The 13,555-nt window shown below is 70.1% G+C and carries 12 protein-coding genes; 5 read left to right on the forward strand and 7 right to left on the reverse strand.

What is annotated here, in order from left to right; all coding sequences use genetic code 11:
- Nucleotides 1-4: 4 nt before the first annotated feature.
- The 3 genes from ACQEVY_RS11630 to ACQEVY_RS11640 all read right to left on the reverse strand — a co-directional run bounded on the left by ACQEVY_RS11630 (nucleotide 5) and on the right by ACQEVY_RS11640 (nucleotide 5,112).
- The gene (locus tag ACQEVY_RS11630) at nucleotides 5-2,599 is read right to left on the reverse strand and encodes a polynucleotide kinase-phosphatase (RefSeq protein WP_432947520.1); all 2,595 of its coding nucleotides are present in this window, start codon (nucleotides 2,597-2,599) and stop codon (nucleotides 5-7) included.
- On the reverse strand, nucleotides 2,596-4,071 hold the full coding sequence (locus ACQEVY_RS11635; protein WP_432947522.1) for a 3' terminal RNA ribose 2'-O-methyltransferase Hen1: 1,476 nt from the start codon (nucleotides 4,069-4,071) through the stop codon (nucleotides 2,596-2,598). Before ACQEVY_RS11635 ends, ACQEVY_RS11630 begins: the two co-directional genes overlap by 4 nt.
- 117 nt (nucleotides 4,072-4,188) lie before the next feature.
- Nucleotides 4,189-5,112: an LLM class F420-dependent oxidoreductase gene (locus tag ACQEVY_RS11640; protein WP_432947524.1), complete on the reverse strand. Its 924-nt coding sequence runs from the start codon at nucleotides 5,110-5,112 to the stop codon at nucleotides 4,189-4,191.
- 146 nt (nucleotides 5,113-5,258) lie between these two features.
- Here ACQEVY_RS11640 and ACQEVY_RS11645 point away from each other — a divergent pair, with 146 nt between their 5' ends.
- From ACQEVY_RS11645 to ACQEVY_RS11660, 4 genes are all read left to right on the forward strand, one after another.
- Nucleotides 5,259-5,765 carry a DUF2617 family protein gene (locus tag ACQEVY_RS11645; protein ID WP_432947526.1) on the forward strand — a complete coding sequence of 169 codons (507 nt, stop codon included), beginning with the start codon at nucleotides 5,259-5,261 and terminating at the stop codon, nucleotides 5,763-5,765.
- Nucleotides 5,762-6,166, forward strand: coding sequence for a DUF4247 domain-containing protein (locus tag ACQEVY_RS11650; RefSeq protein WP_432947528.1), 405 nt, complete (start codon nucleotides 5,762-5,764; stop codon nucleotides 6,164-6,166). Before ACQEVY_RS11645 ends, ACQEVY_RS11650 begins: the two co-directional genes overlap by 4 nt.
- Nucleotides 6,167-6,276: 110 nt before the next feature.
- Nucleotides 6,277-6,714: a DUF350 domain-containing protein gene (locus ACQEVY_RS11655; protein ID WP_432947530.1), complete on the forward strand. Its 438-nt coding sequence runs from the start codon at nucleotides 6,277-6,279 to the stop codon at nucleotides 6,712-6,714.
- 12 nt (nucleotides 6,715-6,726) lie between these two features.
- The gene (locus ACQEVY_RS11660) at nucleotides 6,727-8,331 is read left to right on the forward strand and encodes a polyamine aminopropyltransferase (protein WP_432947532.1); all 1,605 of its coding nucleotides are present in this window, start codon (nucleotides 6,727-6,729) and stop codon (nucleotides 8,329-8,331) included.
- A gap of 45 nt (nucleotides 8,332-8,376) precedes the next feature.
- Here the strand turns inward: ACQEVY_RS11660 and ACQEVY_RS11665 are convergent, their stop codons facing one another.
- The 4 genes from ACQEVY_RS11665 to ACQEVY_RS11680 form a co-directional block, all read right to left on the reverse strand.
- A complete protein-coding gene (locus ACQEVY_RS11665) occupies nucleotides 8,377-8,847 on the reverse strand; it encodes a DUF6099 family protein (RefSeq protein ID WP_432947534.1) in 471 nt (156 codons plus the stop codon).
- A gap of 169 nt (nucleotides 8,848-9,016) precedes the next feature.
- Nucleotides 9,017-9,346 carry a nucleotide pyrophosphohydrolase gene (locus tag ACQEVY_RS11670; RefSeq protein ID WP_432947536.1) on the reverse strand — a complete coding sequence of 110 codons (330 nt, stop codon included), beginning with the start codon at nucleotides 9,344-9,346 and terminating at the stop codon, nucleotides 9,017-9,019.
- Nucleotides 9,343-10,638 carry an ATP-binding protein gene (locus tag ACQEVY_RS11675; RefSeq protein WP_432947538.1) on the reverse strand — a complete coding sequence of 432 codons (1,296 nt, stop codon included), beginning with the start codon at nucleotides 10,636-10,638 and terminating at the stop codon, nucleotides 9,343-9,345. Before ACQEVY_RS11675 ends, ACQEVY_RS11670 begins: the two co-directional genes overlap by 4 nt.
- 92 nt (nucleotides 10,639-10,730) lie before the next feature.
- The gene (locus tag ACQEVY_RS11680; RefSeq protein WP_432947540.1) at nucleotides 10,731-11,120 is read right to left on the reverse strand and encodes a cell division protein SepF; all 390 of its coding nucleotides are present in this window, start codon (nucleotides 11,118-11,120) and stop codon (nucleotides 10,731-10,733) included.
- Between the two features lie 248 nt (nucleotides 11,121-11,368).
- On the opposite strand from ACQEVY_RS11680, the gene ACQEVY_RS11685 reads away from it, so the two are divergent.
- Entirely contained in the window at nucleotides 11,369-13,543 is a 2,175-nt protein-coding gene (locus ACQEVY_RS11685) for a molybdopterin oxidoreductase family protein (protein WP_432947542.1), read from the forward strand.
- The last annotated feature ends 12 nt before the right edge of the window (nucleotides 13,544-13,555 follow it).

Genomic DNA, 13,555 nt, shown 5'->3' on the forward strand with positions numbered 1-13,555 from the left:
ACCGTCACAGCCGCGGGTCCACCGGCTCCGACTCCAGCGCCAGCACCCCGAACACCGCCTCGTGAACGCGCCACAGCGGCTCGCCCTCCGCCAGCCGGTCCAGGGCCTCCAGGCCCAGGGCGTACTCCCGGATCGCCAGCGAGCGCTTGTGGTTGAGGAAGCGGCCCCGGAGGCGGTCGAGGTTCTCCGGGCGCGTGTACTCCGGGCCGTAGATGATCCGGAGGTACTCGCGGCCCCGGCACTTGATGCCGGGCTGCACCAGCCGCCCCTCCGTTCCCCCACTCTCGGCTTCGCTCGAGCGGGGGGACCCCCACCGCACCACGGCCCCGACCGGCTTGACGACCATGCCCTCGCCGCCGCGCCCGGTCATCTCCAGCCACCAGTCGACACCGGCCCGCACCGAGTCCGGATCGCCCGTGTCGACGAACAGCCGTCGCGTGGTCTGCAGCAGCCCCGACGCGTCGCTCGACACGAAGCGGTCGATCAGCGCGAGCTGTTCGTCGTGCGGCAGAGCGGCCAGGCTCCGCCCCTGCACGGCGAGGATCTGGAAGGGCGCGAGCCGCACGCCGTCCAGGCCGGACGTGGTCCAGCAGTAGCGGCGGTACGCGTCGGTGAACGCGGCGGCATCGGCAGCCCGTTCCCGCTGCTTCACCAGCAGATCCTGTACGTCGACACCGCGCGCCGCCGCCCCTTCGAGCGCGGCGACCGCACCCGGGAACACGGCCCCGGAAGCGGCTCCGACAGCGGCGTACTGACTGCGCAGCAGCCCCGACGCCTTGAGCGACCACGGCATCAACTCGGCGTCCAGCAGCACCCAGTCGGTGGCCAGCTCCTCCCACAGCCCGGCCTCGGTGACGGCGCTGCGCACCCGCCCGAGGATCTCCTCGGTGACGGCGGGGTCGTCGAAGAAGGGGCGCCCGGTACGGGTGTACAGCGAGCCGGTCGGCCCGTCGACCCCGAAGCGCTCGCGAGCCACCTCCGCGTCCCGGCACACCAGCGCCACCGCCCGCGAGCCCATGTGCTTCTCCTCGCACACGACCCGCGTGACACCGTCCGCCGCGTACTGGGCGAAGGCCTCGGCGGGATGCTCCAAGTAGCCGTCCACACGCGAGGTCGCCGTCGGGGCCATCGTCGGCGGCAGGTACGGCAGCAGCCGAGGGTCCACGGCGAAACGGCTCATGACCTCGAGGGCCGCCGCCGCGTTCTCCTCGCGGACCGACACCCGCCCCGCGTACCGGGTCTCGACGATCCGGCGCCCGTGCACGTCCGCGAGGTCAAGCGGCCGCCCGTCCTGCCCGCCCGGCGCCTCGGTCCGCAGCGGCTTCGTCGGCTCGTACCAGACCCGCTCGGCCGGTACGTCGACGAGCTCGCGCTCCGGCCAGCGCAGTGCGGTCAGCTTGCCGCCGAAGACGGCACCGGTGTCCAGGCAGATGGTGTTGTTGAGCCAGGTCGCGGTGGGGACGGGAGTGTGGCCGTACACGACCGCCGCGCGGCCCCGGTACTCCTCCGCCCACGGGTAGCGCACCGGCAGCCCGAACTCGTCCGTCTCGCCGGTGGTGTCGCCGTACAGCGCGTGCGAGCGCACCCGGCCCGACGTACGGCCGTGGTACTTCTCGGGCAGACCGGCGTGGCAGACGACGAGCCGGCCGCCGTCGAGCACGTAGTGGCTGACGAGCCCGTCGATGAACTCCCGCACCTGCTTCTTGAACTCCTCGCTCTCCCCCTCCATCTGCTCGATCGTCTCGGCGAGCCCGTGCGTGTGCTGGACCTTGCGGCCCTTGAGGTGACGCCCGTACTTGTTCTCGTGGTTGCCGGGCACGCACAGTGCGTCGCCCGACGCGACCATCGCCATGACGCGGCGCAGCACGCCCGGGGAGTCGGGGCCGCGGTCGACGAGGTCGCCGACGAAGACGGCGGTGCGGCCTTCGGGGTGGGCTCCGTCCGCATAGCCCAACTTGCCGAGCAGCGACTCCAGTTCGGAGGCGCAGCCGTGGATGTCGCCGATGATGTCGAAGGGCCCGGTGAGGTGGGTCAGGTCGTTGAACCGCTTCTCGGTACGGATCGACGCGCTCTCGACCTCCTCCACACCGCGCAGGATGTGCACCTTGCGGAAGCCCTCGCGCTCCAAGTGCCGTATGGAGCGGCGCAGTTCGCGGATGTGGCGCTGGATGACGCGGCGCGGCATGCCGGCCCGGTCCGCGCGCGCGGCGTTGCGCTCGGCGCACACCTCCTCCGGTACGTCGAGCACGATGGCGATGGGCAACACGTCGTGCTTCTTGGCCAGTTCGACCAGCGACTTACGGCTCTCCTGCTGCACGCTGGTCGCGTCGACCACGGTGCGTCGGCCCGCCGCGAGCCGCTTGCCCGCGATGTAGTGAAGTACGTCGAAGGCGTCCCCGCTGGCGCTCTGGTCGTTCTCGTCGTCGGCGACGAGGCCGCGGCAGAAGTCGGACGAGATCACCTCGGTCGGCTTGAAGTGCCTGCGGGCGAAGGTGGACTTGCCGGAACCGGAGGCGCCGATGAGCACGACGAGGGAGAGGTCGGTGACGGGCAGAGTACGACCCTTGGTGTCATTGCTGGTCACGTCATTGCTGGTCATGCGGCCTTCTCCTCCTTCGCTGCTGTCGTCGTGGATGTCGTAATCGTGAAGACGGCCATCTGAGTCGGCGGACCCACCTCGGGGTCCTCGTCTCCGACGGGCGCGAACTCGACGTCGTATCCGTGCCGTTCGGCCACCGCCCTCGCCCAGGTACGGAACTCCTCGCGTGTCCACTCGAAGCGGTGGTCGCCGTGCCGGGTGTGCCCGGCGGGGAGGGTCTCCCAGCGGACGTTGTACTCGACGTTCGGCGTCGTCACGAGCACGGTCTTCGGGCGGGCGGAGCCGAACACGGCGTACTCCAGGGCGGACAGCCGCGGCAGGTCGACGTGCTCGATGACCTCGCTGAGCACGGCGGCGTCGTACCCCTTGAGCCGGTTGTCGGTGTACGCGAGCGAGCCCTGCAGCAGCTTCACGCGCTCGGCCCGCCGGTCCCCCATCCGCTCCAGCTTGAGCCGCCGCGAGGCGATGGTGAGCGCGCGCATCGACACATCGACACCGACGATCTCGGTGAACCGGATGTCCTTCAGCAGCTCCTGCACCAACTGGCCCTGCCCGCAGCCGAGATCGAGCACCCGCCCGGCCCCGGCGGCCCGCAGCGCCTCGACGATCGCGTCCCGCCGCCGCACGGCGAGCGGTACCGGCTTCTCATCCGTGTCCTGCGTCTCGTCGACGGCGTTGTCGATCTCCTCGACGTCGCTGTCGTCCGCCTCGGCCAGCCGTACGAGCTCCAGGCGCTCCATGGCCTGCCGCGTCAACGACCAACGGCGGGACAGATAGCGGCTGGTGATCAGCTTGTGCTCCGGGTGCTCGGGCAGCCAGCCCTCGCCGGCCCGCAGCAGCTTGTCGACCTCGTCGGTCGCGACCCAGTAGTGCTTGGCGTCGTCGAGGACCGGGAGGAGGACGTACAGGTGCCGCAGGGCTTCGGCCAGCCGCAGTTCGCCTTCGAGTACGAGGCTTACGTAGCGGGACTCGCCCCACTCCGGGAACTCGGCGTCCAGCGCGACAGGTTCCGCTGTCACCGTCCAGCCGAGCGGTTCGAAGAGTTTGCGGACGAGCTCGGCGCCGCCTCGGGCGGGCAGTGCGGGCACCTCGATACGCAACGGCCGTGCCTGCTCCGGGAGTTCGGGCTTCGCGCGACACATGCCCTTCATCGCGCTGGAGAACACGCTGCTCAGCGCCACGGCGAGAAGCGACGAGGCGGCGTACGGCCGGTCGTTGACGTACTGAGCGAGCGCGGCGTCCGGCGCACCCCCACGCCCCTTGCCCTTGCCGCGCCGCACCAGCGCCACCGCGTCGACCTCCAGCAGCAGCGCGGCCGTGCAGCGCTCGGGGCTCGCCTCTGGGTAGAGGACGTGCGCCGTGCCGTAGGAGGTGGAGAACGCCTGCGATTTCTCGGGGTGCTTGTGCAGCAGGAAGCCGAGGTCGGTCGCGGGGCGCCCTGGGGTGCCGGTGGTGGAGATCGTCAGGAACACAGGTCGAGTATCTGTGCTGGTGGGGTCGTGGCGGTACTGGATTACTGAGGCAAAGAACGGACGGAAAGCAGGAAAGCAGGCCCCCCGCCGACGGGCGGGGGTGCTTTCCTTCTTTCCTTACGACAGCTGGGACTGGACCTTCGACGAGATCAGTTCCAGGTGGTCCAGGTCGTCGAGGTCGAGGATCTGCAGGTAGATCCGCTGGGTGCCGATCTCCGCGTACCGGCCGATCTTGTCGACGATCTCGGCCGGGGAGCCGGCTAGGCCGTTGGTCTTCAGCTCGTCCACCTCACGGCCGATCGCGGCGGCACGGCGGGCGACCTCCGCGTCGTCCTTGCCGGCGCAGACGACGAGGGCGTTGGAGTAGACCAGGTCGTCGCCCTTACGCCCTGCCTCCTCCGCCGCCGCGCGTACGCGGCCGAACTGGCGCTCGCTGTCCTCAGTCGACGACCAAGGGATGTTGTACTCGTCGGCGTACTGGCCGGCGAGGCGCGGCGTACGGCTCGCGCCCGTGCCACCGATGATCACCGGGAGCTTCGTCTGTGCGGGCTTGGGCAGCGCGGGCGAGTCGGTCAGGTCGTAGTACGTGCCGTGGTGGCTGAAGGTCTGGCCGGCCTCCGTCGCCCACAGGCCCGTGACGATCGCCAGCTGTTCTTCCAGGCGGGCGAACTTCTCCTTCGGGAACGGTATGCCGTACGCCTTGTGCTCCTCCTCGAACCAGCCCGTACCCAGGCCCAGTTCGACTCGGCCGCCGGACATCTGGTCGACCCCCGCGACCTGGATCGCCAGGACGCCGGGCAGCCGGAAGGTGGCGGCCGTCATAAGTGTGCCGAGCCGTATGCGCTTGGTTTCGCGGGCGAGTCCGGCGAGGGTGATCCAGGCGTCGGTGGGGCCGGGGAGGCCGTCCACGTCGCCCATGTGGAGATAGTGGTCGGAGCGGAAGAAGGCATCGAAGCCGAGGTCCTCTGTGGCCTTGGCCACGGCGAGAAGAGTGTCGTAGCTGGCGCCTTGCTGGGGTTCGGTGAAGATTCGAAGATCCATGCCTCCATCCTGCACGGCCGGATACCGGTCGACGCCAGGGGTTCCAGTTGCTCGCGTCGCGAAAGTGACGGCCCATCCCTCAAGCCCCAGTAACCCATGTGCCATACTCGGGCGCTGATCATGGCAAGTAACGACCGGGGGGCCGTGTGTACGCCGTTTCCCTGGGCGCCCCCTATCTGGACACGGATGCGGATCAACTCTGCTTCTCGCTGGACCTGACGGAGCGTCCGGCGCTGGCAGAACGTGTGGTGTCGCTTGGCGGGCTGGATGTGCGGCTGCGGCTGCTCGGGGCCTCGCACCAGGTGTTCGCCGGTCCTGTGAGGGAGACGGTGGCCTGTCTGCAGGGCGCGGTGAGGGGTTTGCCCGAGACCTGCGCCCGTCAACTGCCGGGCTGGGATTATGAGTTCAGCGCCAGCACCCGCCGGCTGACTCCCGAGGAGTTCAGTGCCGAGGTGGCGCAGGTCCTCGGTCAGGCCGCCGACGCCGAGCACAGCCTGTGCGGAGTCTTTCCCGGTTCGCCGGAGGCGGTCACCGCGGTGGTCGTCGAGACCGTCGAGGGACCGTGCGGCGCCGGGCTCGTCTGGCGCACCTGGCACACGTATCCGCAGAACGGCCAGATCGTATCGACGTACAGCCGGCTGGAGGCCCGATGAACAGCGCCCGACTCGTCCGCGCAGCGGTGGCGGCCGCGCTGGCCGCGACCCTGCTCACCGCCTGCTCCGGCGACGGGGACGACGACGCGGCCCCGCGCGAGTGGATCAGTAAGACGTACACGGAGACCGGGGCGGACTGGCGCGACTCGAACAGCACGCCGAGCGAGGTCGCCCAGGCGATCCACACCGAGCGGGCGGCAGAGGACCGTACCTCCGGCGACAGCATGGAGTTCCTGCGCTACGGCGACGACATGGTCACTGTCTCGCCGCACCGGAGCGGCAGCCTGATCGAGATCGATGACTACCGCGACGGCTACCGCCGCCACAAGCGGCACCTCACCTTCTGGCCGGACCCGGACAGCGCGAGCTTCCGCGGCGGCGGCCCCGGCGAGGGCAAGTAGGGGAAGTAACGCCCGGTGACCCGCCGGATCACCACCCCCCTGACGCATCCCCCGTTCCTCCCGCACAGCACCTGATCACGCCTCGACCCCGCCCCAAGAAAGGCAACGCAGTGACCGAGATCTTCGAGTCGACCGGCCAGTCCCTGCTCTACGGAGTCGTGGGCCTCGTCGTGATGGCCGTCGGCTTCATCGCCCTCGACCTCGTCACGCCGGGCAAGCTGTACCACGTGGTGTGGACCGACCGGAACCGCGGCGCGGCCGTCCTGCTGGGCAGCCAGTCCGTCGCCGTGGGCCTGGTCATCATGAAGGCCATCGAGTCGAGCGAGTCCGAGCAGGGCCTCGGCTACGGCCTGATCAGCACGCTGCTGTACGGCCTGGCCGGGGTGCTGGTGATGACCGTCGTCGGCATCGTGATCGGCGTGGTCACGCCGGGCCAGATGGGCGCGGTCGTCCTCGACGACCAGGACGACCGTCCGCACCCCGCCGCCTGGGTCCAGGCCGGCATGTACCTGGGCACCGGGTTCATGGTCGGCGCGGCGATCTCGTAACGAAGCCCCTCGATGAGCGCCACCGCCGCGCAAGGCCGCGAAACCACCACGGCGCCCTCCCGCCCCCCGGCCGTCCGGCACACCCGCGGGGCTCGCTTCCTGCTGCTGTTCGCCGTCTTCCTCTGCGCGGCCTGCGGCCTCGTCTACGAGCTGGCTCTGACCGCGCTGGGCAGCTACCTCATCGGCAACTCGGTGCTCCAGACCTCCGTGGTGATCTCCGTGATGGTGTGCGCCATGGGGCTGGGCTCGCTCGCCGCCAAACCCCTGCGCCGCCGCCCGGTGGGCGCGTTCGCGCTCGTGGAGGGTGTACTGGCGCTGGTCGGCGGGCTGTCGGTGCTGGTGCTGTACGCGGCGTTCGCCTGGCTCCAGCTGTACACCCCGGCGATGATCGTGGTCGCGGTGGCCGTCGGCATGCTGATCGGTGCCGAGATCCCGCTGCTGATGACCCTTCTCCAGCGGATCCGGAAGCAGGAGGCGGGCAGCGCGGTCGCCGACATGTTCGCCGTCGACTACATCGGGGCGCTGGTCGGCGGCCTGGGCTTCCCGCTGTGGCTCCTGCCCACCTTCGGCCAGTTGAAGGGCACGCTGGTGGTCGGTGCGGTGAACGCGGTGGCCGGGGTCATCGTGGTGGTGTTCATCTTCCGCCGGCAGATGCGGCGCTGGGTGCAGGGCGCCCTGCTGGCCGGTGTCACGGCGGTCCTGACCGTGCTCGGTACGACGTACGCGTTCGCGGACGACCTGGAGGTGACCGCGCGCCAGCAGATGTACCGGGACCCGATCGTCCACACGGAGACGACGCCGTACCAGGAGATCGTCGTCACCCGCTCCACCGCCTTCACCGGTGAACCGGACATGCGCCTTTTCCTCAACGGCGACCTCCAGTTCAGCTCCGTCGACGAGTACCGCTACCACGAGTCCCTCGTCCACCCTGCTCTCGCCGGCTCCCGCGCCAATGTGCTGATCATGGGCGGCGGCGATGGGCTCGCCCTGCGCGAGGTGCTGCGCTACGACGACGTCCAGCACGTCACGCTCGTGGAACTGGACCCGGCGATGACCCGGCTCGGCCGCGACTTCAAGCCTCTGCGCGACCTCAACGACAAGGCGTTGGACGACCCGAGGGTCAAGGTCGTCAACGCCGACGCCTTCAACTGGCTGCGCGGCAACCGGCAGCACTACGACGCGGTCGTCATCGACTTCCCCGACCCGGACACGGCGGCGCTGGCCAAGCTGTATTCGGTGGAGTTCTACCACCTGCTCGGCCAGGTCCTGACGCCGCAGAGCAGGGTGATGGTGCAGAGCGGGTCGCCGTTCTTCGCGCCGAAGACGTACTGGTCGATCGCGAAGACGATCGAGACGGCGGGCTACGCGACCAACCAGTTCCAGGTCGACGTACCGAGCTTCGGCAACTGGGGCTACGTCCTGGCCACCCCCGGCGGCGGCACGTCCCCACCGCTGCGGCTGGCATCGGACGCCCCGCAACTGCGCTACCTGGACGAGGCGGTCCTGAAGGCCGCCGCGGTGTTCCCCGTGGACCGTCGCCGCCAGGACGTACGGCCGAGCACGCTGATGGACCCGGCCGTGCTGGAGTACGTGCTGGACGAGTGGGAGAACTACTGACCGCTGGGAGAACTACTGACCGCCCGCGGTCGAGATCAACTGCGTCTACGCCGCAGACCCCCGCTCCTGCTCAGCCTCGTCCCGCACCGCCAGCCGCCGCAGCATCTCCAACACCCTGTCGCGGGACTCGTCCGCCGCGTCGATCGCTTCCATGCACTGCCAGTACATCGCCTCGTCCGCCGCCGACGCGATGCTCACGAGGGCGATGCCCACCTCCCCCAGGAGGCCGCCGAGGTCGACGAGCGCTTGGCGGGCGTCGCCCAGTTCCGTGAGTTGTGCGGCGCGCAGGGTGCCCGCTCTCGCCGAGGGCACGTCCAGGACGCTGCAGCCTCTGCTCGCCAGCTCGGTCAACCCCACCGCCTCGCCCCGTAATTCGGGAGGGCCGGACATGGCGAGGCGGCTGCCTATCGCCTGGGCGAGGGCCTGTGCCTGGCAGGCCTCCGCCATGATGCCCCGCGCGTCCTCACTTCCCATCAGGGCACATCTGCTCGCACCGATGAGCCGCACCGCGTCCATGCGCTGTCCTCGTCTGTCCCGACGCGCTCTTCACACGCCTGCCCGAACTCCACCTGCCACTACCCAGAGTGAAGCCCCTTGGGGCAAAAGGCCAGAGGAAGCCGGAAATCTGCGGACAATAATTCGACTGTGGACAACTCGATGACTCCGGAGAGTGACGAAGAGGGCGTCAGGACTCCCCTGCCGGAAACCTCTCCTCGTTCCGGTCGATCTTCGCGGAGAGCGCCGCGAGGGGATCGATGTCGAGCACCTCGCACAGCTGGAGCAAGTACGCCAGGACATCCGCGACTTCGTCCGTCACGCGGAACGCCTTCTTCGGGTCGGACATCACCCGGGCCGACTGCTCCGGAGTCAACCACTGGAAGATCTCCACGAGTTCGGAAGCCTCGACGCTGAGCGCGGCGACCAGGTTCTTCGGGGTGTGGTACTGCTGCCAGTTCCGCGCCGCCGCGAACTCGGCCAGTCTGCGCTGGAGCCGGGCCACATCAAGTTCTGTCACGGCTCAAGGTGTACCACCGTGACCCCGTCCACTCCCGAGGCCCATGACGCGTCGCTCACGGCCCCCACCAGCCGGATGTGCCCGCGCTCGCACATCCGCGCCGCCAGCCGTACGAGCTGGTGCCGCTGGCGCCCGTCCAGATCGCGGTCGAAGCCGTCGGCCAGAACCGTGAGCGTCTGGAGCGCCTCGGGCACCTCCCCCGCCGTGTCGACGTCCAGCACACCCGGCCCGGTGAGCAGCACCAGGGCAAGGGCCAGGTACCTCAACTCCCCGTCCCCCAGCAGTCCCAGAGGCGTCCGCAGTCCGTCGCCGCGGTCCAGCACCGCCCGGACCGCCCCGACCGCCGGTGACGCCCGGCCAGCCTTGACCACCTGGGCCGCCCGGGCCGCCCGAGCCGTCGGCACCGTGACCGATCCCTGTCCGGCGCCGGACGACACCTCCTCGGCCAGTACGTCCACAACCCGCCCCGCACACCCCTCCCGTACCGCCGCCACCAGCAGCCCATGCCGCCGTCCGCACTCCGACCGCGTACGCCACAGCACCTCGGCCAGGTTGTCGCAGCCGGGCAGCAGGCGTCCCGCGCCGAGCGGTACAGGTGCGCGCATGCTCCGCGGCACCGGGTCGCAGGCGAAGACCGAGCGCAGGGCGACCACCATCTGCTCGGCGGCGGCGAGGACTTGGCGCTGGCCGTCGGTCCGCCCGGACACGCGCAGGGGGAGCAGCGCGGTGCCGAGCCGGTCGTCGGGGAACGGAGCACGGGTCACGGTGGACGAGCCCGCGGTGTGCCAGGCCGCCTGCACGGTGGGGCGGTTCGGGTCGCGGAGGGCCGTCGCCAGCAGGGTGACCCCGCCGGTCGTCAACCGCTCGCCGACGATGCGGAGTTCGGGCTCGGCCTGCACCGCAAGGTCGAGTCGTACGACTCCCGCCGGACCGTCGACCGTGCAGCCGATGCGGAAACCCCGCCGCCGCCCGGCATCGGGCCGGGCCCGCTCCGGAACGCAGGCGGCAGGATCCGGGAACACCTCGCCCAACGCGGCCCCGCCGCCCAGTCGCGCCAGCGCCTCGTAAGCCCGCAGCGCACTGCTCTTGCCGCTGCCGCTGGGCCCCGCGAAGAGGGTCAGCGGTCCGAGCGGGAACTCCGCGCGCCGGTGTGCGGCGAAGGCCGAAAGGCGGAGCGCGGTGACGCTCGGCCGCCGCTCCAGGCAGGTCGGCCCGCCACAAGCGGCGTCTTCGGCGGGCACGACATCGGCATCGGCATCCGCGGCGGCGGCGCTCGGGAAGGGCACGGTCATATCCGGACCGTAGGCTTCCGCCGGCCTGCCGAACCGTTCCGCCCGCCAGACCTTCCTACGATCGAGGGATCAGCAGGTCAAGCGCGTGATCGTCAGGCGCCGGGGACCCCCGCGCCCTCCATCAGTCCGCCCACCTCGGTGCCCGGCGGCGTCAGCAGGAACACGTTCCGCTCGACACGGTGCATGCCGCTCGCAAGGCCGAAGACCACGCCCGTACTGAAGTCCAGTACGCGCTTGGCGACTTCCCGTTCGGCGCCGGTGAGGTCGAGGAGGACCGGGATACCGGCCATCAGCGTCTCGGCGACCTCGCGCGCGTCACCGAAGACATTGACCCGGAGCACGACGAAGCGGCGGCGCGGTTCGGTGTCCGCGTCGGGGATCGACCTGTGGTCGACCGCCGAGGGCCAGGCGTCGCGGCCGCGCAGCGGGACGACCTGGGCGAGCCCTTCCCACTGTTCATCGGTGACGTCGTGGCCGTTCACCGGCTCCCCCCGACCTGACTCGCACTGATTGCCTGCACCGGGCAATTCTTGCGCATGCTCACCCGTTCGGCCCAACAGCGACACGGGCCGCGACCCGGTCGTGCCGCACATCACGTTTCCAGCGCCGGACGGCGGCCAGTCATTAAACGCTCAAGCATCGGGCTGCGTATCAACAGGCAACCGCGGGACAGCCCGCCGGACACCGACCAGACGACCAGCAGCGACCAGACGACCAGAAAGGGCCCGCCGTGGCCGCACAGGGCCCTGAGAGCAGCAACGCACAGGTGCGGACCGTGTGTTCGTACTGCGGCGTCGGCTGCGGAATGGTCCTCGACATCGGGATGGGCCCCGACGGACGGCGTACGGTCCTGAAGGCGTCCGGCGACAAGACGCACCCCGCGAACTTCGGACGGCTCTGTACCAAGGGCGCGACCACGGCCGACATGCTCGCCGCGCCCGGGCGGCTCGGCACCGCCCTCGTACGGGACGAGCGCGGTGCGGAGCCGGTGCCCGCGCCCGTGGACGCGGCGATCGCCGAGACCGCGCGGCGGCTGCGCGCGATCATCGACGAGCACGGTCCGGACGCCTTCGCCCTCTATGTCTCCGGGCAGCTGAGCCTGGAGGCCCAGTACCTGGCGAACAAGCTGGCCAAGGGTTTCGTAGGGACGAACCAGATCGAGTCGAATTCCCGGCTGTGCATGGCGAGTGCGGGCGCCGGCTACCAGCTCTCCCTGGGCGCCGACGGTCCGCCCGGCTCGTATCAGGACTTCGAGAAGGCCGACGTCTTCTTCGTCATCGGCTCGAACACGGCCGACTGCCATCCGATTCTCTTTCTGCGGATGAGGGACCGGGTCAAGGCGGGCGCGAAGCTCATCGTCGTCGATCCGCGCCGTACCGCCACCGCCGAGAAGGCCGACCTGTACCTGCAGATCAAGCCCGGTACGGATCTCGCCCTGCTGAACGGGCTGTTGCACCTCCTGTACGAGAACGGCCACACCGACCCCGCCTTCATCGGCGCGCACACCGAGGGCTGGGAGGCGATGCCCGGCTTCCTCGCCGGCTATCCGCCCGCCACCGTCGCCGAGATCACCGGCATCCCGGAGGCCGACATCCGCGAAGCCGCCTCGCTGATCGGCCGGGCGGGCGAGTGGATGAGCCTGTGGACCATGGGCCTCAACCAGTCCACGCACGGCACGTGGAATACGAATGCCCTGGTCAACCTGCATCTGGCGACCGGTGCGATCTGCCGCCCGGGTTCCGGCCCCTTCTCGCTCACCGGGCAGCCGAACGCCATGGGCGGCCGCGAGATGGGATACATGGGGCCGGGTCTGCCGGGGCAACGGTCCGTTCTCGTCGACGAGGACCGCGCCTTCGTCGAGGAGCTGTGGGGGCTGCCCCCGGACTCGCTCCGGAAGGACGGTGTCGGGCGGGGCACCGTCGAGATGTTCCGGAGGATGGCGGACGGCGCGATCAAGGCCTGCTGGATCATCTGCACCAACCCCGTCGCCTCGGTCGCCCACCGCAGGACCGTCATCGAGGGGCTGGAGGCCGCCGAGTTCGTCGTCACGCAGGACGTCTTCGCGGAGACCGAGACCAACGCGTACGCCGATGTCGTACTCCCCGGCGCGATGTGGACGGAGACCGAGGGCGTCCTCATCAACAGCGAACGCAATCTCACCCTCGCCTCACCCGCCGCCGACCCACCCGGCGAGGCGCTCGCGGACTGGCGGATCATCGCGCGGGTGGCCTGCGAAATGGGGTACGAGAAGGGGTTCTGGTACGAGAGCGCGGAGGATGTCTTCGAGGAGATCAAGCGCGCCTGGAATCCGCGGACCGGGTGGGATCTGCGCGGTGTGACGTACGAGCGGTTGCGGGCGGGGTCCGTGCAGTGGCCGGCCGCGCGGGAGTTGGGACCGGACCGGAATCCCATCCGGTACGTGGACGGGGACGGGAAGCTGTCCTTTCCCACGGCAAGCGGGCGGGCGGTGTTCCACGCGCGGCCGCACATCCCGGCCGCCGAGATGCCCGACGACGACTTCCCCTTCGTACTGAACACCGGGCGGCTGCAGCACCAGTGGCACACACTGACCAAGACGGGCAAGGTCGCCAAGCTCAACAGGCTCAACCCCGGGCCGTTCGTGGAGCTGCATCCGCAGGACGCGCGGGAGTTGGGCATCACCGATGGTGACGTGGTCGAAGTGGCCTCACGGCGTGGGCGGGCCGTGCTGCCCGCCGTGGTGACGGACCGGGTCCGGCCGGGGTGCTGCTTCGCGCCGTTCCACTGGAACGATCTCTTCGGGGACCACCTGAGCATCAACGCGGTGACCAGTGACGCGGTCGATCCGGTGTCGTTCCAGCCGGAGTTGAAGGTGTGCGCGGTCAGGTTGACGAGGGTTTCCTCGGCTCCGCTGCCCCTGCCGTGATCCCTTGGCCGG

Origin of the sequence: Streptomyces sp. CA-288835, assembly GCF_050936385.1 — a bacterium.
In the GTDB taxonomy this organism is placed as follows: Bacteria; Actinomycetota; Actinomycetes; order Streptomycetales; family Streptomycetaceae; genus Streptomyces.